Consider the following 25,846-nt stretch of genomic DNA (forward strand, 5'->3'; position numbering starts at 1 on the left):
GTGTCTGACATCCCTGCCATCACCCCCGAGGCGGTGGAGGCCGCGGTCGCGGAGGCGCTCGCCGCCGCCGACGCCGCGCCCGATACCGCCGAGCTCAAGCGCGCCCGCGCCGCCCACCAGGGCGAGGGAAGCGTGCTCGCCGCGCTCAACGCGCAGATGCGCCACGTCCCGAAGGAGCACAAGGCCGAGTTCGGCAAGCTCGTGGGGCAGGCGCGCGGTCGGGTGAACCAGGCGTTCGCCGCGCGCGAGCAGGCGCTCGCCGCCGCCGAGGTGGCCGCCCGGCTCGAGGCCGAGCGGATCGACATCACGGCGGTCGCGCCGCGCACGCGCACGGGCGCGCGCCATCCGCTCGCCGTCATGCAGGAGCAGATCAGCGACCTCTTCGTCGGCATGGGGTGGGAGATCGCCGAGGGCCCCGAGCTCGAGCACGAGTGGTTCAACTTCGACGCACTGAACTTCGACGAGGACCACCCCGCCCGCCAGCTGCAGGACACGTTCTTCGTGGATCCGGTCCAGCGCCACCTCGTCATGCGCACCCACACGAGCCCCGTGCAGGTGCGGTCGATGCTCGAGCGCGACCTGCCGATCTACGTGCTGTGCCCGGGCAGGGTCTACCGCACCGACGAGTTCGACGCGACCCACCTGCCCGTGTTCACGCAGGCCGAGGGCCTCGTCGTCGACAAGGGCATCACGATGGCGCACCTCAAAGGCACCCTCGACCACCTCGCGAAGCAACTCTTCGGCGCCGAGGCCAAGACCCGCCTGCGCACGAACTATTTCCCGTTCACGGAGCCGTCGGCTGAGTTCGACCTGTGGCACCCGACCTTCAAGGGCGGCGCGCGCTGGATCGAGTGGGGCGGGTGCGGCATGGTCAACCCCAACGTGCTCCGCGCGGCGGGGATCGACCCCGAGGTCTACAGCGGCTTCGCGTTCGGGATCGGGATCGAGCGGGCGCTCATGTTCCGCAGCGACGTACAGGATATGCGGGACATGGCCGAGGGCGATGTCCGCTTCAGCGAGCAGTTCGGGATGGTGGTGTGATGCGCGTCCCGATCTCGTGGCTGCGTGAGTTCGTCGAGCTTCCTGCCGGGGCGACGACCGACGACGTGTTCGCGTCGTTCGTGTCGGTCGGCTTCGAGGAAGAGGAGGCGATCGGGTTCGGCGTGACGGGTCCCGTCGTCGTCGGGCAGGTGCTCTCCTTCGACGTCGAGCCGCAGAAGAACGGCAAGAACATCCGGTGGTGCCAGGTCGACGTCGGCGAGGCCGAGCCGCGCGGCATCGTGTGTGGCGCGCAGAACTTCCACCCCGGCGACAAGGTCGTCGTCACGCTGCCCGGATCCGTGCTGCCCGGGCCCTTCCCGATCGCCGCGCGAAAGACCTACGGCCACGTGTCGGACGGCATGATCGCCTCCGCGAAGGAGCTGGGCCTCGGCGACGACCACGACGGGATCATCCGCCTGGGCGAGTGGGGCCTCGACCCCGAGGTCGGATCCGACGCGATCGCCCTGCTCGGCCTCGACGGCGAGGCGGTCGACGTCAACGTCACGCCCGACCGCGGCTACGCGCTGTCGATCCGTGGCCTCGCGCGCGAGTACGCGCTCGCCACCGGAGCCGCGTTCCACGACCCGGGCGCGCGCCCCGCGGGCGAGACGGATCCCGGATCCGGGTTCCCCGTCCGCATCCAGGACGAGAACCCGCTACGCGGGCGCGCCGGCGTGCGCGAGTTCGTCGTGCGCACCGTGTCGGGCGTCGACGCGTCCCGCCCCACGCCGCCCTGGATGCGGGCGCGCCTCTTGCTCGCGGGGATCCGCCCCCTCGGGCTCCTCATCGACATCACGAACTTCGTCATGCTCGAGCTCGGGAACCCTATCCACGGCTACGACGCCGACCGGCTGTCGGGCGGAATCACGGTGCGCCGCGCGGCCGCCGGCGAGCACCTCACGACGCTCGACGGCACGGACCGTACGCTCAGCGCGGAGGACCTCCTGATCACGGATGACTCCGGCCCGATCGGGCTCGCCGGCGTCATGGGCGGGCAGACCACCGAGCTGCAGGACGACACGACGAACGTGGTCATCGAGGCCGCCGTGTTCGATACGGTCTCGATCGCGCGCACGGCCCGCCGGCACAAGCTGCCGAGCGAGGCGTCGCGCCGCTTCGAGCGGGGCGTCGACCCGCGGATCCCGCTCGTGGCGGCCCAGCGCGTGGTCGACCTCATGGTGGAGCTCGCGGGCGGGACCGCCGGCGAGGCGGGCTTCGCGCTCGGTTTCGCGGGCACCGCGGACGACATCGACCTGCCGCACGGCTTCGTCTCGGGCCTCATCGGCGTCGACTACGCGCCGGCGCGGATCGCCGAGACGCTCGAGCTCGTCGGGTGCGCCGTGCGCGAGACGCCCGCGGGCCTCGCGGCGACGCCGCCCTCGTGGCGCCCCGACCTCACGGACAAGTGGACGCTGGCCGAGGAGGTCGCCCGCGTCGACGGGCTCGACAAGGTGCCCTCGCTGCTCCCCACCCCGCCGTCGGGCCGCGGGTACACGGCCGCGCAGGCCGCGCGCCGGCGCGTCGCGCACTCGCTCGCGGCCGCGGGCCTCGTCGAGACCCCCTCGTTCCCCTTCACGAGCGAGGCGCAGAACGACCTGCACGGATCCGCCGCGGGCGCGCACCTCCCGAGCGTGCGGCTGGCGAACGCGCTCGACGGGCAGGCACCGTTCCTGCGCCGCAGCCTCGTCCCCGGCCTCGTGCAGACGGCGCACCGCAACCTCGCCCGGGGGACGACCGACCTCGCGCTCTTCGAGATCGGAGGGGTGTTCCTGCCGGCCGACGGCGTCGCCTACGGCACGGACACGATCCCCCCGCTGGGCGAGCGTCCCTCGGACGCCGTGCTCGCGGAGCTCGACGCGGCGATCCCCCCGCAGCCGCGGCACGTCGCGGTGCTCTTCGCCGGCGACATCGCCCCCAAGCAGCCGGGCCGCGCCGCCGAGGCGGCGGGCCTGGCTTCGGCGCTCGACGCCGTGCGGGCAATCGCCGAGGCGGCGGGCGTGACGATCACCGTCGCGCAGGCCGAGCGCGCCGCGCTCCACCCGGGGCGCACGGGCGTCCTCTTCGCGGCGGGCGAGGAGGTCGGCTACGTCGGCGAGCTGCACCCCGACGTCGCGGCCGACGCGGACCTCGTCGGGCGCGTCACGGTCGCCGAGCTCGATCTCGATCGCGTCGTCGCCCTCGCGGGCGAGCGCGTGACGGTGTCGTCGCTGTCCACCTTCCCGGCCGCGACGCAGGACGTGTCGCTGGTGGTGCCCGCGGGCGTTCCGGCGGGCGACATCGAGAGCGCGCTCGTGGAAGGGGCGGGCGACCTCCTCGAGGCCGTCCGGCTCGTCGACGACTACCGCGGACCCGGGATGGCCGACGGCGAGAAGTCCCTGACGTTTGCGCTGCGGTTCCGCGCCGAAGACCGGACGCTGACGGCCGCGGAGGCCACCGAGGCCAAGACCGCCGGCGTCCGCGTCGCGGCCGAGCGATTCGGGGCAACCCTTCGCGACTGAGCGGGATCGTCACCCTCCGGCGGTCCGCGCCGCCGGAGGGTGATACGCTCGGCGGCATGACTTCGCCGGTGACCGCGCGGCCCGCCACGGGCCCCGTTGCCGCGCGCCGACGCGCCCGCCGAATGCCGGCGGACCGCGTTGTGGCGCACCCCTGAACGGGATGCGCGAGCGGTCCGCCGTCGTAGGCCCCATCGCTCACGAACCCTAAGGTAGAAGTCATGACGTATTCGGTTGCCGTCTCCGGCGCCTCCGGCTATGCGGGCGGCGAGATTCTCAGACTGCTCGCCGCGCACCCCGACGTCGAGATTCGCACGGTCACGGCGCACTCCAGCGCGGGGGATCCGCTGGCACTGCACCAGCCGCACCTGCGCTCGCTCCGGCAGCTCGAGCTCCAGCCCACGACCCCCGAGACGCTCGCGGGCCACGACATCGTGTTCCTCGCGTTGCCGCACGGCCAGTCCGGCCAGTACACCGACGCGCTCGCAGGCGCGGGGCTCGTCATCGACGCGGGGGCCGACCACCGCCTCACGTCGCGTGCCGACTGGGACGCCTTCTACGGCGGGGCCTTCCACGAGCCCTGGACGTACGGCGTGCCCGAGCTGGTCACGGCCGGCGGCCGCCAGCGCGACGCGCTCGTCGGCGCCACGCGCATCGCGGCCCCGGGCTGCAACGCGTCGACCGTCGCGCTCAGCATGGCCCCGGGCGCTGCCGCGCGCGTCATCGACGCGACCGACATCGTCAGCGTGCTCGCCGTCGGCCCGTCGGGCGCGGGCAAGAGCCTCAAGCCGCACCTGTTGGGATCCGAGATCCTCGGCACGGCGAATCCCTACGCGGTCGGCGGCACGCATCGCCACATCCCGGAGATTCAGCAGGCGCTGCGCGCGGCGGGAGCGGCGGATCCGCGCATCTCGTTCACACCGGTCATCGTGCCGATGTCGCGGGGCATTCTCGCGACCTCCTCGGCGCCCATCGCGCCCGGCGTGACCGACGCGGAGATCCGCGGTGCGTGGGAGGCGGCGTACGGCGAGGAGGAATTCGTGCAGCTCCTCCCGGCGGGCCAGATGCCGCGCACGGCGGATGTGATCGGGGCGAACACCGCGCTTCTCGGCCTTGCCGTCGATCGCGCGGCGAACCGCGTGATCGTCGTGGCGGCCGTGGACAACCTGACCAAGGGCACGGCGGGAGCCGCGATCCAGTCGATGAACATCGCGCTCGGCCTGCCGGAGGGGCGGGCGCTGACGACGAACGGAGTAGCGCCATGAGCGTGACCGCACCGCAGGGCTTCGAGGCGGCGGGCGTTTCCGCTGGCCTCAAGAGCACGGGCAAGCCCGACGTGGCGGTGATCGTCAACCGCGGGCCGCGCGACACGGCGGCCGCCGTGTTCACCTCGAACCGGGCGCAGGCGAACCCCATCATGTGGTCGAAGCAAGCGATCTCCGACGGGGCGGCCCGGGCGATCGTACTGAACTCGGGCGGCGCCAACTGCTTCACGGGATCCTTCGGCTTCCAAACGACGCACCAGACCGCCGAGCGGGCCGCAGAGCTGCTCGGAATCGGCGCCATCGACGTGCTGGTGTGCTCGACCGGGCTCATCGGCACGGGCGACGAGACCTTCCGGGCCCGCGTGCTCGACGGCACCGAGCGGGCCATCGCCGCGCTTGCGGCCGACGGCGGGGAGCGCGCCGCGGCGGCCATCATGACGACGGACACCGTCCCGAAGACGGCGGTGCGCGCCCGCGACGGCTGGACGATCGGCGGGATCGCGAAGGGCGCCGGCATGCTCGCGCCCGGCCTCGCGACGATGCTCGTCGTCCTCACGACCGACGCGGACCTCACGCCGGAGGCGGCCGATGCACAGCTCCGCGCCGCGACGCGGACGACGTTCGATCGCCTCGACTCCGACGGCGCGATGTCGACGAACGACCAGGTCACCCTCCTCGCGTCGGGCGCGACGGGGATCGTGCCGGATCCGGCGGCGTTTGGGGAGGAGCTGCAGGCGCTGTGCCTCGACCTCGCCGCGCAGCTCATGCGCGACGCGGAGGGCGCCTCGCACGACATCCGGATCGAGGTGGTGGGAGCCGCGTCCGAGGACGACGCGGTCGTCGTCGGCCGGTCGGTCGCGCGCAACAACCTCTTCAAGACGGCGATCTTCGGCAACGACCCGAACTGGGGGCGCGTGCTGGCCGCGATCGGGACGACGGACGCGGAGTTCGACCCGTACGACGTCGACGTCACGATCAACGGGGTCCGCGTCTGCACGCAGGGCGGCCCGGACCGCCCCCGCGACGAGGTCGACCTTGCGCCGCGCGACACCCACGTGCTCATCGACCTGCGCGTGGGGTCCGACGCCGCCACGATCATGACCAACGACCTCACCCACGCCTACGTGCACGAGAACAGCGCCTATTCCTCATGACACCGATCGATCTGCAGCAGACGAGCCCCGAGGAAGCCGAGTTCAAGGCGTCCACCCTCATCGAGTCGCTCCCGTGGCTCAAGCAATACCGCGACCAGATCGTCGTCGTGAAGTACGGCGGCAACGCCATGATCTCGGAGGAGCTCCAGGAGGCGTTCGCCGAGGACATCGCCTACCTGCGCTACGTCGGCATCAAGCCCGTGGTCGTGCACGGCGGAGGCCCGCAGATCTCGAACATGCTCGATCGGCTCGCGATCCCGAGCGAGTTCAAGGGCGGGTACCGCGTGACGTCGACCGAGGCGATCTCGGTCGTTCGTATGGTGCTCACGGGCCAGATCAACCCGCAGCTCGTCGCGAAGATTAATTCGCACGGCCCGTTCGCCGTCGGGCTGTCGGGCGAGGACGCGGCGCTCTTTGGCGGCCGCCGGCGGGGCGTCGTCATCGACGGTGTCGAAGAGAGCCTCGGCCGCGTCGGAAACGTGGAGGAGGTGGATCCGACCCCGGTGCTGGATCACCTGCGCGCGGACCGGATCCCCGTGGTCGCGGGGGTGGCGCCGGACCTCGACAACCCCGGGCACACGCTCAACATCAACGCGGACGCGGCGGCGAGCGCCCTGGCTCGCGCGCTCGGAGCGAAGAAGCTCGTCATTCTCACGGACGTGCCGGGCCTGTACGCCGACTGGCCGAATCGCGATTCGCTCGTGTCCCACCTGACGTCGGCGGAGCTGCGCGACCTCATGCCCCGGCTCGAGTCGGGCATGATCCCCAAGATGCAGGCCTGCCTCGACGCCGTCGACGGCGGCGTCGAGAAGGCATCGATCATCGACGGCCGCGTGCCGCACTCGGTGCTCGTCGAACTCTTCACCAGCAACGGAATCGGAACGGAGGTCGTGGCATGAGCCAGACGGAATGGAACCAGGCCGCGGGCCGCGACCTGATGAGCCTCGGGGGGCGCCTCGCGAACCTCGTGCGGGGCGACGGATCCCACGTGTGGGACGACGAGGGCACGCGCTTTCTCGACTTCCTCGGCGGGATCGCGGTGAACAGCCTCGGTCACGCGCATCCCGTCTTCGTCGAGGCGGTCTCGCGCCAGGCGGGGACCCTCTCGCACGTGTCGAACTACTTCGCGACGCCGCAGCAGCTGGAGCTCGCCGCGCGGCTGAAGCGCCTGGCCGGCACGGGCGAGGCGGGGCGCGTGTTCCTCGCGAACTCGGGCACGGAGGCCAACGAGACCGCCATCAAGCTCGCGCGCCTGCACGGGCGGGGCCGCGGAGCCGAGACCATTCTGTGCCTCGAGGGCGCCTTCCACGGCCGCTCGACGGGCGCGCTCGCCCTCACGCCGAAGGCCGCGTACCAGGATCCGTTCGCCCCGCTCATGCCGGGCGCCCGGCCCGTCGCGCACTCGATCGAGGCGCTCGAGGCCGCGTTTGCCGAGGGCGGCGTCGCGGCGATCTTCATCGAGCCGATCCAGGGCGAGGCGGGCGTCGTCGAGCTGCCCTCGGGCTTCCTCGCCCGGGCACGGGAGCTGGCGACGGAGCACGACGCGCTGCTCATCCTCGACGAGGTGCAGACCGGATCCGGGCGCACGGGGGAGTGGTTCGCGTTCCAGGCCGCGGGCGTCACCCCGGACGCGGTGACGGTCGCCAAGGGCGTCGCGGGCGGGTTCCCGCTCGGCGCGCTCGTGACGTTCGGGGCCGCGAGCGAGCTCTTCTACCCCGGCACGCACAACTCGACGTTCGGCGGGAACCCGCTCGCGAGCGCCGTAGCGAACGCCGTCCTCGGGCACATCGAGGACGAGGGCCTGCTCGCCAACGTGCGCGGCCGCGGCGCGGAGATTCGGGCGGGCGTGGCGGACCTGCCGCTCGTCACGGGCACGCGCGGCGCGGGTCTGCTCGTCGGCATCACGCTCGCCGCGCCCGTGGCCGCGGACGTCGCGGCCGAGGCCCTGCGGCTCGGCCTTATCGTGAACGCGCCGACCGCCGACGTGATCCGCGTCGCACCCGCCTACACGGTCGGCGACGCGGAGATCGCCGAGTTCCTCGATCTCTTCGGGCGCGCGCTCGCGACCGTCGCCGACACCTCGAAAGTGGAGACCCCCGCATGACGCGTCACTTCCTGCGCGATGACAGCATCACGCCCGCGGAGCAGGCCGAGATTCTCGACCTGGCCGCCGAACTCAAGGCCGACAGGTGGCGCGAGAAGCCGCTGGCCGGACCGCAGACCGTCGCGGTGATCTTCGACAAGTCCTCGACCCGGACGCGCGTGTCGTTCGCGGTGGGAATCGCGGACCTCGGCGGATCCCCGCTGATCATCACGACCGCGAGCAGCCAGCTCGGCGGCAAGGAGACCCCGGCCGACACGGCTCGCGTGCTCGAGCGTCAGGTCTCGGCGATCGTGTGGCGCACCTACGCGCAGGAGGGGCTCGAGCAGATGGCCGCGAACACGACCGTCCCGGTCGTGAACGCCCTCAGCGACGACTTCCACCCGTGCCAGCTGCTCGCGGACCTCCTGACGATCCGCGAGCACAAGGGCGCCACGCAGGGGCTGACGATGTCGTTCTTCGGCGACGGGAAGTCGAACATGGCGCACTCCTACGTCATCGCCGGCGTCATGGCCGGCATGCACGTGCGCGTCGCGAGCCCCGCCGACTACGCGCCGCGCGCCGACGTCATCGCGGACGCCGACGAGATCGCGAAGACCACGGGCGGATCCGTGACCCTCCTCACCGACGTCAACGAGGCGGCCGCGGGCGCCGACGTCATGGTCACCGACACGTGGGTGTCGATGGGTAAGGAGGAGGAGAAGCTCGAGCGGCTCCGCGACCTCGGCGGTTACAAGGTCACGACCGAGCTGATGCAGCTGGCCCAGCCCGACGCGATGTTCATCCACTGCCTGCCGGCCGACCGCGGATACGAGGTCGACGCCGAGGTCATCGACGGCCCGCAGAGCGTGATCTGGGACGAGGCGGAGAACCGCCTGCACGCGCAGAAGGCGCTGTTGGTGTGGCTGCTGCGTCAGCAGGCGGCGTAGCGACCATCGCACCGCGCCGCCGGGCACGGCTCGGCGGCGCGGGACGCGAGCCCGGCGTCGATCTGGCGCGTGGGCTCGCCGTGTTCGGCATGTTCGCCGCGCACGTGGTCGTCACGGCGACCTCGTTCGACGCCGGAGACCCCGCCTCCTGGAACGCGGTGGTCAACGGCAACTCCTCGATCCTGTTCGCGACCCTCGCGGGGCTGAGCCTCGCGCTCGTGTCCGGCGGCGCCGCGCCCCTGACGGGGATGGCACTCGGTACCGCACGCGCCCGCATCGCGGTCCGGGCCGTCTGCATCTTCCTCGTGGGGCTCGCGCTCATGGCGCTGGGGACGCCCGTCTACGTGATCCTGCCGGCGTACGGGATCCTGTTCCTTCTCGCGCTGCCGCTGCTCGGCCTGCCGGTCTGGGCGTTGGCCGCGCTCGCCGGGGCCGTCGCGGTGGTCGGGCCGTTCGCGGTGGCCGCGATCGACGCGTGGCCGATCTGGTCGGGCCCGGAGGGCGCGGCGCTCGCGGATGCGCTCGGGTGGCACTACCCCTTCGTCGCGTGGATCGCGTTCGTCGCGGCCGGGATGGCGCTCGGCCGCGCGGACCTCTCGCGCCTCTCGACCGCGGCTGCCGCGCTGTGCATCGGATCCGGAGCCGCGATCCTCGGCTTCGGCCTGGTCCCGCGGCTTCTCCCGCTCTCGCCGGCGTTCGACGGCGCGCCGCACTCGACCGGGATGGGGGAGATGATCGGATCCGGCGGCCTCGCGATCGCGATCGTGGGCGCGTGCGTGCTCGTGTGCCGGACCCCGGTCCGCGTCCTCGTCTGGCCCCTGCGCGCGGTCGGATCCATGCCGCTGTCGGCCTACGCCGCGCAGCTGGTCGTCTGGGCCGTGTGGATCGCGGCGACGGGCGGCGGAGACCTGGGCGCGCTCGCGGGGTTCCGGGCCGCCGAGCCCTTCTGGCCGTTGTCCCTCGCGACGCTGGCGGCGTGCTCCGCGTGGGCGGCGCTCGTGGGCAAGGGACCGCTGGAGGCCGGGATCGCGTGGGTGGCGCGGACGGTCGTTCCGGGCGCGATGCCGCGCGGCGATAGGCTGGGCGCGTGAGCAGCGAAGACCCCGAGACCACCCCGCACGGCACGAACGAGGGCGCCCTCTGGGGCGGCCGATTCGCGTCGGGCCCGAGCGCGGCGCTCGAGGCCCTCAGCCGGTCGACGCATTTCGACTGGAAGCTGGCGGCGTACGACATCCGCGGATCCCACGCGCACGCCACCGCCCTGGAGGCCGCCGGGTACCTGACGCCGGAGGACGCGCGCGAGATGCACGCGGGTCTGGACCGCCTCGCGGAGAAGGTCGCCTCGGGCGAGGTGCGCCCGCGGCCGGGCGACGAGGACGTGCACGGCGCGATGGAGCAGCTCCTGCTCGACGAGGTCGGATCCGAGCTGGGGGGACGCCTTCGCGCGGGCCGCAGCCGGAACGACCAGATCGCGACCTTCGTGCGGATGTACCTCATCGACCACGGCGCGGTCATCGCGCGCGAGGTGCTGCAGCTCATCGACGCGCTCGTGTCGCAGGCGGAGGCGCACCCAGACGCGATCCTTCCGGGCCGCACGCACCTGCAGCACGCGCAGCCCGTGCTCCTCGCGCACCACCTGCAGGCGCACGCCTGGCCGCTCGTGCGCGACCTCGAGCGCCTGCGAGACTGGCGCGTGCGCGCGGGAGCCTCGCCGTACGGCGGCGGCGCCCTCGCCGGGTCGACCCTCGGCCTCGACCCGGCGCTCGTGGCGCGGGAGCTCGGCCTCGATCGCCCCGCGGAGAACTCGATGGACGCCACCGCGTCGCGCGACGTCGTGGCGGAGTTTGCCTTCATCGCCGCCCAGATCGGCATCGACCTGTCGCGCTTCGCGGAGGAGATCATCCTCTGGAACACGCGCGAGTTCGATTTCGTCACGCTCGACGACGGCTACTCGACCGGCTCGAGCATCATGCCGCAGAAGAAGAACCCGGACATCGCCGAGCTGGCCCGCGGCAAGGCGGGCCGCCTGATCGGCAACCTGTCGGGGCTGCTCGCGACGCTCAAGGCTCTCCCGCTGGCCTACAACCGCGACCTCCAGGAGGACAAGGAGCCGGTGTTCGACTCGGTCGACACGCTCGAGCTCGTCCTCCCCGCCTTCACGGGCATGGTGCAGACGCTCGTGTTCCACACGGAGCGCATGGCGGCCCTCGCCCCCGAGGGCTTCTCGCTCGCGACCGACGTCGCGGAGTGGCTCGTGAAGCAGGGCGTGCCCTTCCGCGAGGCGCACGAGATCTCCGGCGCGCTGGTGCGGGCCTGCGAGGCGCGCGGCATCGGGCTCGAGGGCGCCGACGACGCGCTCCTTTCCGAGGTCTCCGCGCACCTGACCCCGGGCGTGCGCGAGGTCCTCACGATCGAGGGATCCGTGGCCTCGCGCTCCGGCGTCGGCGGCACCGCCCCCGAGCGCGTGGCGGAGCAGCGGGGGGAGCTCACCCACCGCGCCCGCACGGCGTTCCAGGCGCTTCTCGGCGAGTAGGATCGGCTCTCATGACATCACCCGCGGCCCGCGTTGCCGCCGAGGCGAACGATCCCACCTTCGACACCCTGTGGGATGAGCTTGTCTGGCGCGGCCTCGTGCACGTTTCGACCGACGCCGATGCTCTGCGAGAGCTCCTCGACGGGGAGCCGATCGTCTATTACTGCGGGTTCGATCCGACGGCGCCCAGCCTGCACCTCGGCAACCTCGTGCAGCTGCTCACGATGCGACGGCTCCAGCTCGCCGGCCACCGCCCGCTGGGGCTGGTGGGCGGATCCACGGGCCTCGTGGGCGACCCGCGCCCGACCGCCGAGCGCACGCTCAACACTCCCGAGACTGTCGCGGAATGGGTGACCAAGCTGCGCGCTCAGATCGAGAAGCTCCTGAGCTTCGAGGGCGACAACGCCGCCCGGATGGTCAACAACCTCGACTGGACGGCGCCGCTGTCGGCGATCGACTTTCTCCGCGAGATCGGGAAGCACTTCCGCGTGGGCACGATGCTCAAGAAGGACGCCGTGAGCGCGCGCCTGAACTCGGACGCGGGCATCAGCTTCACCGAGTTCAGCTACCAGGTGCTGCAGGGGCTCGACTACCTCGAGCTCTTCCGGCAGTACGGGTGTGTGCTCCAGACGGGCGGATCCGATCAGTGGGGCAACCTCACGAGCGGCACGGATCTCATCCACCGGGTCGAGGGCGCGTCCGTGCACGCGTTCGGCACCCCGCTCATCACCAACAGCGACGGCACGAAGTTCGGTAAGAGCGAGGGTAACGCGATCTGGCTCGACGCCGAGATGTGCAGCCCCTACGCGATGTATCAGTTCTGGCTCAATACGGACGACCGGGACGTGATCGACCGGTTGAAGGTCTTCACGTTCCTTGGTCGCGACGAGATCGGGGAGTACGCCCGACGGGTCGCGGACGAGCCCTTCCGCCGCGCAGCGCAGAAGCGCCTCGCGCTCGAGGTGACCACTACCGTGCACGGCCCGGACAAGACGGCGCAGGCCATCGCGGCCACCGAGGCCCTCTTCGGCCGCGGCGACCTCGCCTCCCTGGACGCCGGCACGCTCGCCGCAGCGCTCGGCGAGCTGCCGAACGCGACGCTCGCCACGGGGGCATCGATCATCGACGCGCTCGTCCAGACAGGGCTCGTCGCCTCCGTCTCCGAGGCGCGTCGCGCGATCAAGCAGGGCGGCGTCTCGCTCGACGGCGTGAAGGTGGATGCCGAGGACGCGCGGGTGTCGGGCGCGCTGCCGGGAGGCGTGTCCGTGCTCCGGCGCGGCAAGAAGGCCCTCGCCGGCGTCTTTGTCGCGTAAGGCCCGGCGTCGCCACGCGGGACCCCGCACCTCTCCTCGAGGTGCGGGGTCCCGCGTTTTTCCGGGGGAATCGACCCGGCACAGCCCGTGCGACACGCCCGGGTGTGGGCGGGAGTTGGCACGGGGTTTACGTCCGCGTAATGTATTCACTTGTCGCCGCCAAGCGGTGAGGTTGAGCCGGAAGGTTCCTTCGCCCCAGGTCGTGTGACGAACATCACATTTCTTCTCAGTTCGGGCTCAGGTTCGGGTGGGTAGGTTTGTGGCTTGTCTTCCTGGTCGGGTGTGGCGGGTTGTGGCTTTCGGGTTACGGCGTGTCGGATTTGACAGTGAGATTCGGACTGATAAGATAGAGAAGTTGCCCCGGAGGGCTCAGCTGGGAGGCTGAGGGCCGGGTGCGTCTGATCCTTGAGAACTCAACAGCGTGCACTTGTCAAATGCCAAATTATCCTCGGCACCTCTTTGTGGGGTGTTTGAGAATTCCTTTGGATCATTTGATGTCAGATGACATCACATTGGTCAGTTTCAAACTCGCTGGTCACACGTTTTCCCGTGTGGTTATGCATTTTTTCTTTTTGGAGAGTTTGATCCTGGCTCAGGATGAACGCTGGCGGCGTGCTTAACACATGCAAGTCGAACGATGAAGCTCCAGCTTGCTGGAGTGGATTAGTGGCGAACGGGTGAGTAACACGTGAGCAACCTGCCCCGAACTTTGGGATAACAGTTGGAAACAGCTGCTAATACCGGATATGCACCGCGAAGGCATCTTCTGCGGTGGGAAAGATTTTTCGGTTCGGGAGGGGCTCGCGGCCTATCAGCTTGTTGGTGAGGTAATGGCTCACCAAGGCGTCGACGGGTAGCCGGCCTGAGAGGGTGACCGGCCACACTGGGACTGAGACACGGCCCAGACTCCTACGGGAGGCAGCAGTGGGGAATATTGCACAATGGGCGCAAGCCTGATGCAGCAACGCCGCGTGAGGGATGACGGCCTTCGGGTTGTAAACCTCTTTTAGTAGGGAAGAAGCCTTCGGGTGACGGTACCTGCAGAAAAAGCGCCGGCTAACTACGTGCCAGCAGCCGCGGTAATACGTAGGGCGCAAGCGTTATCCGGAATTATTGGGCGTAAAGAGCTCGTAGGCGGTTTGTCGCGTCTGCTGTGAAAACTGGAGGCTCAACCTCCAGCCTGCAGTGGGTACGGGCAGACTAGAGTGCGGTAGGGGAGATTGGAATTCCTGGTGTAGCGGTGGAATGCGCAGATATCAGGAGGAACACCGATGGCGAAGGCAGATCTCTGGGCCGTAACTGACGCTGAGGAGCGAAAGAGTGGGGAGCAAACAGGCTTAGATACCCTGGTAGTCCACTCCGTAAACGTTGGGAACTAGTTGTGGGGGCCTTTCCACGGTCTCCGTGACGCAGCTAACGCATTAAGTTCCCCGCCTGGGGAGTACGGCCGCAAGGCTAAAACTCAAAGGAATTGACGGGGACCCGCACAAGCGGCGGAGCATGCGGATTAATTCGATGCAACGCGAAGAACCTTACCAAGGCTTGACATATACCGGAAAGGTCTGGAGACAGATCCCCCCTTGTGGTCGGTATACAGGTGGTGCATGGTTGTCGTCAGCTCGTGTCGTGAGATGTTGGGTTAAGTCCCGCAACGAGCGCAACCCTCGTTCTATGTTGCCAGCACGTAATGGTGGGAACTCATGGGATACTGCCGGGGTCAACTCGGAGGAAGGTGGGGATGACGTCAAATCATCATGCCCCTTATGTCTTGGGCTTCACGCATGCTACAATGGCCGGTACAATGGGCGGCGATACCGTGAGGTGGAGCGAATCCCAAAAAGCCGGTCCCAGTTCGGATTGAGGTCTGCAACTCGACCTCATGAAGTCGGAGTCGCTAGTAATCGCAGATCAGCAACGCTGCGGTGAATACGTTCCCGGGTCTTGTACACACCGCCCGTCAAGTCATGAAAGTCGGTAACACCTGAAGCCGGTGGCCTAACCCTTTTGGGAGGGAGCTGTCGAAGGTGGGATCGGTAATTAGGACTAAGTCGTAACAAGGTAGCCGTACCGGAAGGTGCGGCTGGATCACCTCCTTTCTAAGGAGCTTCGATGGCAATTATTCTTTGGGGTGGTTGTTCAGAGAGCCCGTTCTCCGGCGAATGTTCGGAGCGGGTAGCTCATGGGTGGAACATTTGACAAGAGCCTGATTGGTGCTGTGGTTTGTGAGTACGTCGCTTCGGTGATGGGAAAGCGGATCGTGGGGCTGGTCGGGCTATGCACGTTGTTGGGTCCTGAAGGCTCAGCCGCCTTTTGGTGACTGGGTTTTCTGCCCTCATGCTGCATGCTCCTTTTGGGGTGTGTGGGTGGGGTGCACCCGTACTTTGAGAACTACACAGTGGACGCGAGCATCTTAAAGAAGCGAACATGAATAGATTTTTTCTGTTTGTGGCTCATGTGATTTCAAGTCTTTAAGAGCAAACGGTGGATGCCTTGGCATCTGGAGCCGAAGAAGGACGTAGCAATCTGCGATAAGCCTTGGGGAGCCGATAAGCGGGCTGTGATCCGAGGATTTCCGAATGGGGAAACCCCGCCAGACGCTTTTGTGTTCTGGTGACTCCCGCCTGAATGTATAGGGCGGGTTGAGGGAACGTGGGGAAGTGAAACATCTCAGTACCCACAGGAAGAGAAAACAACAGTGATTCCGTGAGTAGTGGCGAGCGAAAGCGGATGAGGCTAAACCGTGCGTGTGTGAGAGCCGGCAGGCGTTGCACGTGCGGGGTTGTGGGACATGCCTATCATGACTGCCGTTGTGGTGGCCGTACAGAAGCGTATAGACGAATCGGTTTGAAAGCCGGACCAGAGAGAGTGCCAGTCTCGTAGTCGACATGCGTGTTCTGCGGTGGTGTGTATCCCAAGTAGCACGGGGCCCGTGAAATCCCGTGTGAATCTGTCAGGACCACCTGATAAGCCTAAATACTCCCAGATGACCGATAGCGGACAAGTACCGTGAGGGAAAGGTGAAAAGTACCCCGGGAGGGGAGTGAAATAGTACCTGAAACCGTTTGCTTACAAACCGTCGGAGCCTCCTTGTTGGGGTGACGGCGTGCCTTTTGAAGAATGAGCCTGCGAGTTAGTGATACGTGGCGAGGTTAACCCGGGTGGGGTAGCCGTAGCGAAAGCGAGTCTGAATAGGGCGATTCAGTCGCGTGTCCTAGACCCGAAGCGAAGTGATCTATCCATGGCCAGGCTGAAGCGACGGTAAGACGTCGTGGAGGGCCGAACCCACTTAGGTTGAAAACTGAGGGGATGAGCTGTGGATAGGGGTGAAAGGCCAATCAAACTTCGTGATAGCTGGTTCTCTCCGAAATGCATTTAGGTGCAGCGTTGCGTGTTTCTTGCCGGAGGTAGAGCTACTGGATGGCCGATGGGCCCCAACAGGTTACTGACGTCAGCCAAACTCCGAATGCCGGTAAGTGAGAGCGCAGCAGTGAGACGGTGGGGGATAAGCTTCATCGTCGAGAGGGAAACAACCCAGACCACCATCTAAGGTCCCTAAGCGCGTGCTAAGTGGGAAAGGATGTGGAGTTGCTTAGACAACCAGGAGGTTGGCTTAGAAGCAGCCACCCTTGAAAGAGTGCGTAATAGCTCACTGGTCAAGTGATTCCGCGCCGACAATGTAGCGGGGCTCAAGCACGCCACCGAAGTTGTGGCATTGACACTATCGACAAGCCTTCGTGGTTCAGTCGTGTTGATGGGTAGGAGAGCGTCGTGTGCCGGGTGAAGCGGCGGAGTGATCCAGCCGTGGATGGCACACGAGTGAGAATGCAGGCATGAGTAGCGAATGACGTGTGAGAAACACGTCCTCCGGAAGACCAAGGGTTCCAGGGTCAAGCTAATCTTCCCTGGGTAAGTCGGGACCTAAGGCGAGGCCGACAGGCGTAGTCGATGGACAACGGGTTGATATTCCCGTACCGGCGAAGAACCGCCCAAGCTAATCCAGTGGTGCTAAGTGCCCGAATCCATCCATCGTCACCTTCGGGTGGCACCGGGTGGCCTAGCGCACGACCCCATGCTGGTGCGGTTAGCGTATTAACAGGTGTGACGCAGGAAGGTAGCCCAGCTGGCAGATGGTGTCCAGTGTAAGCGTGTAGGCCGAACCATAGGCAAATCCGTGGTTCATGTGGCTGAGACGTGATGCGTATCAAGTGGGTGATCCTATGCTGCCGAGAAAAGCATCGACGCGAGGTTCTAGCTGCCCGTACCCCAAACCGACTCAGGTGGTCAGGTAGAGAATACTAAGGAGATCGAGATAATCGTGGTTAAGGAACTCGGCAAAATGGCCCCGTAACTTCGGGAGAAGGGGCGCCCAGCACTTATAGAAACTTGCTTTCGAAAGGGTGTGTGGGCCGCAGAGACCAGTGGGGAACGACTGTTTATTAAAAACACAGGTCCGTGCGAAGTTGCAAGACGATGTATACGGACTGACGCCTGCCCGGTGCCGGAAGGTTAAGAGGAAGGGTTAACCCTCGGGTGAAGCTCTGAATTTAAGCCCCGGTAAACGGCGGTGGTAACTATAACCATCCTAAGGTAGCGAAATTCCTTGTCGGGTAAGTTCCGACCTGCACGAATGGCGTAACGATTCCCCAACTGTCTCAACCACGAACTCGGCGAAATTGCATTACGAGTAAAGATGCTCGTTACGCGCAGCAGGACGGAAAGACCCCGTGACCTTTACTACAGCTTGGTATTGGTGTTCTGTGTGGCTTGTGTAGGATAGGTGGGAGACTGTGAAGCGATCACGCTAGTGGTTGTGGAGTCGTTGTTGAAATACCACTCTGGTCACTCGGGATATCTAACTTCGGACCGTGATCCGGTTCAGGGACAGTGCCTGGTGGGTAGTTTAACTGGGGCGGTTGCCTCCCAAAGAGTAACGGAGGCGCCCAAAGGTTCCCTCAACCTGGTTGGCAATCAGGTGGCGAGTGTAAGTGCACAAGGGAGCTTGACTGTGAGACTGACAGGTCGAGCAGGGACGAAAGTCGGGACTAGTGATCCGGCAGTGGCTTGTGGAAGCGCTGTCGCTCAACGGATAAAAGGTACCTCGGGGATAACAGGCTGATCTTGCCCAAGAGTCCATATCGACGGCATGGTTTGGCACCTCGATGTCGGCTCGTCGCATCCTGGGGCTGGAGTAGGTCCCAAGGGTTGGGCTGTTCGCCCATTAAAGCGGTACGCGAGCTGGGTTTAGAACGTCGTGAGACAGTTCGGTCCCTATCCGCTGCGCGCGTAGGAAGTTTGAGAGGATCTGACCCTAGTACGAGAGGACCGGGTTGGACGAACCTCTGGTGTGCCAGTTGTTCCGCCAGGAGCATCGCTGGTTGGCTACGTTCGGGATGGATAACCGCTGAAAGCATCTAAGCGGGAAGCCGGCCTCAAGATGAGACTTCCATCACCTTCGGGTGGAGAGGCTCCCAGCAGACTACTGGGTTGATAGGCCAGATGTGGAAGCGCAGTAATGCGTGTAGCTGACTGGTACTAATAAGCCGATGACTTGATAACACTTCGTCTTTTGATGTTGTTCGCGTCCACTTTGTGGTTCTCAGGGTACGGTTGTGCTCTGGGGGCTGGTGATAAGTAAACAGTGTTGTGCTGTTGAAACACAGGTTTACCCGCGCCTTTTGGGGTGTGTGGTTGGTAGGTGTTTCGGTGGTTATAGCGAGAGGGAAACGCCCGGTCTCATTCCGAACCCGGAAGCTAAGCCTCTCAGCGCCGATGGTACTGCACCGGGGACGGTGTGGGAGAGTAGGTCGCCGCCGGACTTCACTTGGTCGAAAGGGCCGCCCAACGCTGGGCGGCCCTTTCGTGCGTTATGGCCCCGGTTTATGCTCGGGGCGAGGAATTAGAGAACGAATACCGTCTGCGCGGGGCTTTCGCGCGGGCTGAACAGGGGAGTGGACATGGCCACCGACGACAACACCGATAGCGGCTCCGGCCGCGCCGGCGGCGACGCTGGTCGTGGACGCCCTCCCCGCTCCGGAGATTCCTCACGCGACCGTGGGGGTCGCCGTGACGATCGCCGCCAGGGCGGGTACCGCGGGCGCAATGACCGTCGTGATGGCGGGTACCGCGGGCGCGACGATCGCCGTGACGGTGGGCGACGTTCGACGGGCGACCGTCGCGAGGGCGGGTACCGTGCTGGTGGCGATCGTCGTGAAGGCGGTTACCGCGGACGTGACGACCGTCGTGACGGTGGGCCGCGCTCGGCGGGCGACCGTCGCGAGGGCGGTTACCGTGGACGGGATGACCGTCGAGACAGCGGCTACCGCGGACGGGATGACCGTCGAGACGGGGGGCCGCGTTCGACGGGCGACCGTCGCGACGGCGGGCAGCGCTCGACGGGTGACCGTCGCGAGGGTGGCTACCGTGCTGGTGGCGATCGCCGCGATGGTGGCTACCGTGGACGCGACGACCGTCGCGACGGCGGGCAGCGCTCTACGGGTGGCGGCTACCGTACTGGTGGCGATCGCCGCGACGGTGGCTACCGTGGACGCGACGACCGCCGCGACGGCGGATACCGTCCGGGTGGTGACCGTCGCGACGGCGGTCCGCGTTCGACGGGCGACCGTCGCGAGGGTGGCTACCGTGCCGGTGGCGAGCGTCGCGAGGGTGGCTACCGCGGACGCGAGGACCGGAGTGCCGGGGGCTACCGCGGGCGCGATGATCGCCGCGCCGGTGGGTCCCGCTCGTCGGGCGACCGTCGGGACGGCGGGTATCGCGGGCGCGATGACCGCCGCGACGGTGGAGCCCGTTCGACCGGAGACCGTCGTGAGGGCGGGTACCGCGGGCGCGATGACCGCCGCGAAGTCGGCTACCGCGACGAGCGGGAGAACTCGCGTCCGCCGCAGCAGGACCGCATCCCGGATCCGCCGCTGCCGGACGACATCACTCCGAAGGACCTCGCGCCGTCCGCGCGCAACGAGCTGAAGACGCTGAGCGCGGAGAACGCCGAGCGCGTGGCGCGGCACATGGCGATGGCCGCTCGCGCGATCGACGACGACCCGCAGCTCGCGCACGAGCACGCGCAGGCGGCGATGCGCCACGCCGGGCGCGTCGCTGTGGCCCGCGAGACGCTCGCGGTGACCGCCTACGCGACGGGAGATTTCGCGCTCGCCCTGCGCGAGCTGCGCACGGTGCGCCGCATCACGGGTCGTAACGACCACGTGGCGATGATCGTGGACAGCGAGCGGGGCGTCGGACGTGCCGACAAGGCTCTGGAGGAGGGGCGTGCGGCGGACCGCGCGTCGCTCGAGGTCTCGCAGCGCGTGGAGCTGGCGATCGCTATGTCGGGTGCGCGTCTGGACCTGGGCCAGACGGAGCTCGCGCTCCACGAGTTGGACATCCCCGAGGACGACCCGAACCGCGCCTTCGAGTGGAGCGCCGGGCTCTTCGCCGCGCGCGCCGCCGTGCTCGAGGACCTCGGGCGCACGGACGAGGCCGACGAGTGGGCGCGCCGCGCGTCGATCGCGGAGGACGCGATCCTGTCGAAGCTCGCCGAGGACGACACCGTCGAGATCCACGAGATCGAATTCGACGCGCCGGGCTCCGTCGACGGCGCGGACGCCGACGAGCCCGTCGACGCGGTCGACGAGGCGCGGCCGGTAGGTTCGGGCGACGAGTCGGTTGGCGCGGAGCAGCGCGACGGCGCGGCCGACGATTCTGATGGTGTGGCGGTAGATGCAGCTTCCGCGGATGCCGATGCGGACGGGTCGCTCGCCGAGAGCGACGCCGAGCTCGGTGCAGCGGATTCCGCTGAGCCCGTCGACGTGGCGGAGGAATCCGCCGCGCCCGAGGCCGCGGGGTCGCCCACGGACGCCCCCGAGCCGGAGGCGCAGGACGTCGAGGTTCCCGCGGACGCGCCCGCGGTCGACGACATGTCCATCGAGGACGAGGTCGCCGAGATCCTGGCCGACGCTGGCATCGTGGACGACAACGCTGCGGACGTCGTTGCTTCCGACGTCGATGCGGTAGACGGTGACGCTTCGGAGGGTGCCGCCGAGTCGGAGGACGTTGCTTCGGAGGACGTTGCTTCGGAGGGCGCTGCCTCGGAGGGCGTTTCGTCGGAGGTCGATGGTTCGGGCGTCACCGAGCCGGAGAGCGCCGATCCTGCGGACGACGACGCGGCAGACGGTGACGGTGCGGACGCCGCCGGCACGACGACCGATCAGGGCAACGCGTCGGACGAGGAGGACCGCCCCGATGGCGCTCTTTTCTAAGCGCACGACGCGCACGCCGCTCGACGGGGTGGACGTGCTGCTCGCCGACCTTGACGGCGTCGTATACGCCGGCCCCGGTGCCATCCCGCACGCGGTCGAGAGCCTGAATCGGGCGGCCGCTGACGGGATCCGCCTCGGGTACATCACGAACAATGCCTCGCGCACCGATGCCTCGGTCGCGCAGCACCTGGCCGACTTCGGCCTCGGCACCGCGCCGGAGGACGTCGTCACCAGCCCGCAGGCGGCCGTGTCGCTCCTCGCGGAGCGCGTGGATCCGGGCGCGACGATCCTCGTCGTCGGCGGCGAGGGCCTCGTCGTCGAGCTCGAGAAGGCGGGGTACGTCGTGACGCGAAGCGCGGACGATGCGCCCGCCGCCGTCGTGCAGGGGTTCAACCCCGACGTCGCCTGGACCGACCTCGCGGAGGCGGCGTTCGCGCTGGCGCTCCCCGAGGAGGACGGGGGTATCCCCTGGATCGCCACGAACACCGACTGGACGATCCCGCGTGAGCGCGGGATCGCGCCGGGCAACGGCACGCTCGTGTCGGCCGTGCACACCGCGGTCGGCCGGCTCGCGACCGTCGCGGGCAAGCCACAGGCACCGATCTTCCACGCCGCGACGGCGCGCTTCGGCGCCGCCCAGCCGCTCTTCCTCGGAGACCGCCTGGACACCGACATCCAGGGCGCCCAGGCCGCCGGCATGGACTCCGCCCTCGTGCTGACGGGCATCGATCGCCCCAAGCACGTTCTGGCCGCGCCCGAGCACGCGCGCCCGACCTACATCGTCGGGGATCTGCGCGAGCTGTTCGAGCCGTACCCCGAAGTGGTGCGCAAGCGCGACATCACCCAGGTGGGCGACGCGCGCGTGCGCATCGACGGGCCGCGGGTGGAGATCCTCTCGGAGGGCTCGCGGGACATCGACCTCGTGCGCGCGGGCGCCCACGCGATCTGGGCGACAGGCCGACAGATCTTCGGCTTCGACGTGCCGGAGCGCCTCTACCGCGACACGTTCCACCGCCCGTAGGGGCCCGGGACGTATCGTGGGGGGATGACCGACGACAGCCTCGACGAGAACCTGCTCGGGCGCCTGCGGGTGATCGAGAGCCAGCCGCTCTCCGAGCGCGCCGAGGCCTACCGGTCGCTGCACGACGAGCTCAGCCGCGCGCTCGAGAAGTCGCCCGGCGCGTGAGTGCGCGGCTCGACGCGGCGCTCGCGGCGCGGGGGCTCGCCCGGTCGCGCACGCACGCCGCCCGCCTCATCGCCGAGGGGCGCGTCGTCGTCGACGGCGCGGCGGCCACCAAGGCCTCGGCGCGCGTGGACGATACCGCGCAGATCGCCGTCGACGCCGATCGGTACGTCTCGCGTGCGGCGCACAAGCTCGTGGCCGCGCTCGACGCGTTCTCCGTCGACGTCGACGGGCGTGCGGCGCTCGACATGGGGGCCTCGACGGGCGGCTTCACCCAGGTGCTCCGCGAGCGCGGCGCGGATCCGGTGCTCGCGGTCGACGTGGGGCACGGGCAGATCGCGCCCGCGGTCGCGGCGGATCCGGGCGTGCGCGTCGTCGAGGGCTTCAACGTGCGCCACATGACCCGCGAGTCGCTCGCCGCCGCGAGCGGCGTCGCGGGCGCGCCGAGCGTCGTGACGGGCGATCTGTCCTTCATCTCCCTGGCCCACGTGCTGCCCGCCGTCGCCGAGGTCGCGGATCCGGCGGCGGACATCGTGCTGCTCGTCAAGCCGCAGTTCGAGGTCGGACGCACCCGCGTCTCGGGCGGCATCGTGGCGGATCCGCGGCTGCGCGCCGACGCCATTCGCGGCGTCCTCCGGGCGGCGGACGCCGTCGGCCTGCGCGCGCGCGGGATGACGCGGAGCCCGCTGGTCGGCACCCACGGCAACGCGGAGTTCCTTGTGCACTTCGCGCGCCGCGGGGGAGCGGATCCGACACAATGGGAGGACGATCTCGCCCGCCTCGCGGCGACGCCCGACGCACCCGAATCGACTGGGGGACGATGAACGCGCACAACATCCTGATCGTGGCCCACGCGCACCGGGACGACACGGTTCAGGCGGCCGCGCGCATCGTGTCGATCATCCGAGACCAGGGCGCGCGCCCCGTCTTCGCTGCCGAGGATCGTGCGGCGCTCGCGGGTATCGCGCCGGGGTTCGCCGACGTCGCGGTGCTCGGCGACGACGTCTCGCCGGACGACGTCGCGGTCGCCATCTCGCTGGGGGGCGACGGCACGATCCTGCGCGCCGCCGAGCTCGTGCGCGGGGGCACCGCGCCGATCCTCGGCATCAACATGGGCCACGTCGGCTTCCTCGCGGAGATCGAGCGCGACGACATGGACGACGCCGTGCACCGCGTCCTCGCGGGCGATTTCGACGTGGAGGAGCGCCTCGCGCTCAGCGTGAAGGTGCGCGACAAGTCGGGCGAGATCGCCTACGAGACGTGGGCGCTGAACGAGGCGTCCATCGAGAAGGACGCGCGCGAGCGCATGATCGAACTCGTCATCGAGATCGACGGCCGGCCGCTGTCGACGTTCGGGGCGGACGGGTGCGTCGTCGCGACGCCGACCGGATCCACCGCCTACAGCTTCTCGGCGGGCGGCCCGGTGATCTGGCCGACCGTCGAGGCGATCGCCGTCGTGCCGCTGTCGGCGCACGCGCTGTTCGCGCGCCCCCTCGTCGTGGGCCCAGACCACGCGGTCGCGGTCGAGGTGCAGGCCGGCGGCCTCGCCTCGGGCATCCTCTGGTGCGACGGTCGGCGGTCCCACCCGCTGCCGGTGGGCGCGCGTGTGTCGATCCGGCGATCCGAGGAGCCCGTGCGGCTCGCCAGGCTGCACCACGCGGCCTTCACCGATCGCCTCGTGCGCAAGTTCCAGCTCCCCGTCCACGGCTGGCGCGGCCCCACCGGCACGATGATGACGGAGGCCGTCAGCATCATCCCGTCCGCCACGACCGCCGACCGCGAGGGGGCCGCGCAATGATCGAACAGGTGCGCCTCAAGGACCTCGGCGTGATCGCCGACGCGACGCTGCCCATGGGGCCCGGATTCACGGCCGTCACGGGCGAGACCGGCGCGGGAAAGACGATGGTGGTCACGGGCCTGGGGCTCCTCATGGGGCAGCGCGCCGACAGCGGCACCGTGCGCTCGGGCGCCGCGCAGGCGGTCGTCGAGGGCATCTGGAACGTCGAGGCGGACGGTCCGGCGGCCGGCCGCGTCCACGAGGCGGGTGGCGACCTCGAGCCGGTCGGCGACGGGCGCAGCGAGCTGTACCTGTCGCGCACGATTCAGGCCGAGGGTCGCAGCCGCGCGGCCGTCGGTGGCCGCGCCGCACCGGCCGGCGTCCTCGTCGATCTCGCCGCGCAGCTCGTGGCGGTCCACGGGCAGTCGGACCAGCTGCGCCTGACGTCGAAGGCCGCGCAGCGCGACGCGCTCGACCGCTTCGGGGGCGACGCGGTCGGCGGCGCGCTCGCCGCGTACCGCGAGGCGCACGCCGCGTGGGGCGCGATCCAGCGCGAGCTCTCCCGCCTCGTCGACGAACGCGACCAGCGCCGGGGCGAGGCCGAGCGCCTGCGCGAGGAGCTCGCGGAGATCGAGGCTGTCGCGCCCGAGCCGGGCGAGGACCAGCGGGTGGCCGCGCGGGCCGAGCGCCTCGCGAACGCCGAGGAGCTACGGGAGGCGGCGCTCGCGGCCCGCGAGGCCCTCTCGAGCGAGGAGGGCGCGCCCGACGTCGGGGCGCTGCTCGCGGACGCGACCCGGGCGCTCGAGCGCGCGGCCGACCCGGCCCTCGCGCGGGTGCGCGAGCAGCTCGCCGACCTCGTCTATCGCGCGAGCGACGCGGCCGTCGAGCTTTCGAGCTATCTCGCCGACCTCGACGAGGAGGGCCCCCAGGAGCTGGCGGCCGTCGAGGAGCGCCGCGCCGCGCTCGCCGCCCTCGCGCGTCGCCACGGATCCCTCGACGAGGCCATCGCGCTCCAGGACACGGGATCGGCTCGCCTCGCGGAGCTCGACGACGACGGCGAGCGCGTCGAGCGCCTCCGGCAGGACGGCGACGCGGCGCGCGAGGCGCTCGACCGGGCCGCGGGCGCCCTGACCGCCGCCCGGCGCGCGGCGGCGGAGGCGCTCGGCGAGGCGGCGACCGCCGAGCTGCACGCGCTCGCGATGCCCGACGCGCGGCTCGTCGTCGACGTCTCGCCCGGCTCGGAGTCGGCGCACGGGCACGACGAGATCGCCTTCCTGCTCGCGCCCCACCCCGGGGCGGATCCCCGGCCCGTCGCGAAGGGCGCCTCGGGCGGCGAGCTGAGCCGCGTCATGCTCGCGATCGAGGTCGTCGTCGCGCAGACGGATCCCGTGCCGACGTTCATCTTCGACGAGGTCGACGCGGGCATCGGCGGCGCGGCCGCGATCGAGGTGGGGCGGCGCCTCGCCCGCCTCGCCGAGTCGTCGCAGGTCATCGCCGTGACGCACCTCGCGCAGGTCGCGGCGTTCGCGAACAACCACCTCAACGTCGTGAAGTCGAGCGACGGATCCATCACCGCCTCGAGTGTGACGCGCCTCGAGGGCGACGCGCGCGAGGCCGAGATGGCGCGGCTGCTGTCCGGGATGGCCGACAGCGACGCGGCGCTCACCCACGCCCGCGAGCTGCTGTCGCTCGCCGCCCGGCCGTGAGTATGCTCGTGCTCAGTCCATTCCCAGCGCCGCGAGGCGGCGCGCCCACGCGGAAACCGACAAACGGCGTTAGGATTGA

17 protein-coding genes and 3 rRNA genes are annotated in these 25,846 nt (G+C 69.0%); 19 read left to right on the forward strand and 1 reads right to left on the reverse strand.

Going from position 1 to position 25,846, the window contains the following annotated elements:
- The 13 genes from pheS (at window position 1) to rrf (ending at window position 18,647) form a co-directional block, all read left to right on the forward strand.
- The gene (pheS, locus tag GJQ66_RS02865) at window positions 1-1,041 is read left to right on the forward strand and encodes a phenylalanine--tRNA ligase subunit alpha (RefSeq protein WP_368732590.1); all 1,041 of its coding nucleotides are present in this window, start codon (window positions 1-3) and stop codon (window positions 1,039-1,041) included.
- A complete protein-coding gene (gene pheT / locus GJQ66_RS02870; protein WP_155047817.1) occupies window positions 1,041-3,539 on the forward strand; it encodes a phenylalanine--tRNA ligase subunit beta in 2,499 nt (832 codons plus the stop codon). The genes pheS and pheT overlap by 1 nt, the downstream gene beginning before the upstream one ends.
- Before the next feature lie 218 nt (window positions 3,540-3,757).
- On the forward strand, window positions 3,758-4,801 hold the full coding sequence (argC, locus tag GJQ66_RS02875) for an N-acetyl-gamma-glutamyl-phosphate reductase (protein ID WP_155047818.1): 1,044 nt from the start codon (window positions 3,758-3,760) through the stop codon (window positions 4,799-4,801).
- Entirely contained in the window at window positions 4,798-5,955 is a 1,158-nt protein-coding gene (gene argJ / locus GJQ66_RS02880) for a bifunctional glutamate N-acetyltransferase/amino-acid acetyltransferase ArgJ (protein ID WP_155047819.1), read from the forward strand. Before argC ends, argJ begins: the two co-directional genes overlap by 4 nt.
- Entirely contained in the window at window positions 5,952-6,854 is a 903-nt protein-coding gene (gene argB, locus GJQ66_RS02885) for an acetylglutamate kinase (RefSeq protein WP_155047820.1), read from the forward strand. Before argJ ends, argB begins: the two co-directional genes overlap by 4 nt.
- Window positions 6,851-8,059: an acetylornithine transaminase gene (locus GJQ66_RS02890; protein WP_155047821.1), complete on the forward strand. Its 1,209-nt coding sequence runs from the start codon at window positions 6,851-6,853 to the stop codon at window positions 8,057-8,059. Before argB ends, GJQ66_RS02890 begins: the two co-directional genes overlap by 4 nt.
- Window positions 8,056-8,985, forward strand: a complete 930-nt coding sequence (argF, locus tag GJQ66_RS02895) for an ornithine carbamoyltransferase (protein WP_155047822.1) — start codon at window positions 8,056-8,058, stop codon at window positions 8,983-8,985. Before GJQ66_RS02890 ends, argF begins: the two co-directional genes overlap by 4 nt.
- Entirely contained in the window at window positions 8,958-10,076 is a 1,119-nt protein-coding gene (locus tag GJQ66_RS02900) for a heparan-alpha-glucosaminide N-acetyltransferase domain-containing protein (protein WP_368732591.1), read from the forward strand. The genes argF and GJQ66_RS02900 overlap by 28 nt, the downstream gene beginning before the upstream one ends.
- Entirely contained in the window at window positions 10,073-11,518 is a 1,446-nt protein-coding gene (gene argH / locus GJQ66_RS02905) for an argininosuccinate lyase (protein WP_368732592.1), read from the forward strand. Before GJQ66_RS02900 ends, argH begins: the two co-directional genes overlap by 4 nt.
- Window positions 11,519-11,529: 11 nt before the next feature.
- Window positions 11,530-12,831: a tyrosine--tRNA ligase gene (tyrS, locus tag GJQ66_RS02910; protein WP_155047823.1), complete on the forward strand. Its 1,302-nt coding sequence runs from the start codon at window positions 11,530-11,532 to the stop codon at window positions 12,829-12,831.
- Window positions 12,832-13,400: 569 nt separating this feature from the next.
- Window positions 13,401-14,927 (forward strand): 16S ribosomal RNA (locus GJQ66_RS02915).
- A 362-nt stretch (window positions 14,928-15,289) separates the two neighbouring features.
- Window positions 15,290-18,387, forward strand: a 23S ribosomal RNA gene (locus GJQ66_RS02920).
- 143 nt (window positions 18,388-18,530) lie between these two features.
- Window positions 18,531-18,647 (forward strand): 5S ribosomal RNA (gene rrf, locus GJQ66_RS02925).
- The 16S, 23S and 5S rRNA genes sit together here, the layout of an rRNA operon.
- A 225-nt stretch (window positions 18,648-18,872) precedes the next feature.
- Here rrf and GJQ66_RS02930 read toward each other — a convergent pair.
- On the reverse strand, window positions 18,873-19,928 hold the full coding sequence (locus GJQ66_RS02930; RefSeq protein ID WP_155047824.1) for a hypothetical protein: 1,056 nt from the start codon (window positions 19,926-19,928) through the stop codon (window positions 18,873-18,875).
- Between GJQ66_RS02930 and GJQ66_RS02935 the strand changes: the two genes are divergently transcribed.
- Genes GJQ66_RS02935 through recN form a run of 6 tightly spaced genes read left to right on the forward strand, consistent with a single transcriptional unit; the run spans window position 19,854 to window position 25,767 of the window.
- Entirely contained in the window at window positions 19,854-21,101 is a 1,248-nt protein-coding gene (locus GJQ66_RS02935; protein ID WP_155047825.1) for a hypothetical protein, read from the forward strand. The two genes, GJQ66_RS02930 and GJQ66_RS02935, sit on opposite strands and share 75 nt — an antisense overlap.
- Entirely contained in the window at window positions 21,085-22,122 is a 1,038-nt protein-coding gene (locus tag GJQ66_RS02940) for an HAD-IIA family hydrolase (protein WP_155047826.1), read from the forward strand. The genes GJQ66_RS02935 and GJQ66_RS02940 overlap by 17 nt, the downstream gene beginning before the upstream one ends.
- Window positions 22,123-22,146: 24 nt before the next feature.
- On the forward strand, window positions 22,147-22,287 hold the full coding sequence (locus GJQ66_RS14565; protein ID WP_166316596.1) for a hypothetical protein: 141 nt from the start codon (window positions 22,147-22,149) through the stop codon (window positions 22,285-22,287).
- The gene (locus GJQ66_RS02945; protein WP_368732593.1) at window positions 22,284-23,108 is read left to right on the forward strand and encodes a TlyA family RNA methyltransferase; all 825 of its coding nucleotides are present in this window, start codon (window positions 22,284-22,286) and stop codon (window positions 23,106-23,108) included. Before GJQ66_RS14565 ends, GJQ66_RS02945 begins: the two co-directional genes overlap by 4 nt.
- A complete protein-coding gene (locus tag GJQ66_RS02950) occupies window positions 23,105-24,082 on the forward strand; it encodes an NAD kinase (protein WP_155047828.1) in 978 nt (325 codons plus the stop codon). The genes GJQ66_RS02945 and GJQ66_RS02950 overlap by 4 nt, the downstream gene beginning before the upstream one ends.
- Window positions 24,079-25,767 carry a DNA repair protein RecN gene (recN, locus tag GJQ66_RS02955; RefSeq protein WP_155047829.1) on the forward strand — a complete coding sequence of 563 codons (1,689 nt, stop codon included), beginning with the start codon at window positions 24,079-24,081 and terminating at the stop codon, window positions 25,765-25,767. Before GJQ66_RS02950 ends, recN begins: the two co-directional genes overlap by 4 nt.
- Window positions 25,768-25,846 lie beyond the last annotated feature (79 nt).

The organism is Microbacterium sp. ZXX196 (assembly GCF_009709595.1).
Classification (GTDB): domain Bacteria; phylum Actinomycetota; class Actinomycetes; order Actinomycetales; family Microbacteriaceae; genus Microbacterium; species Microbacterium excoecariae.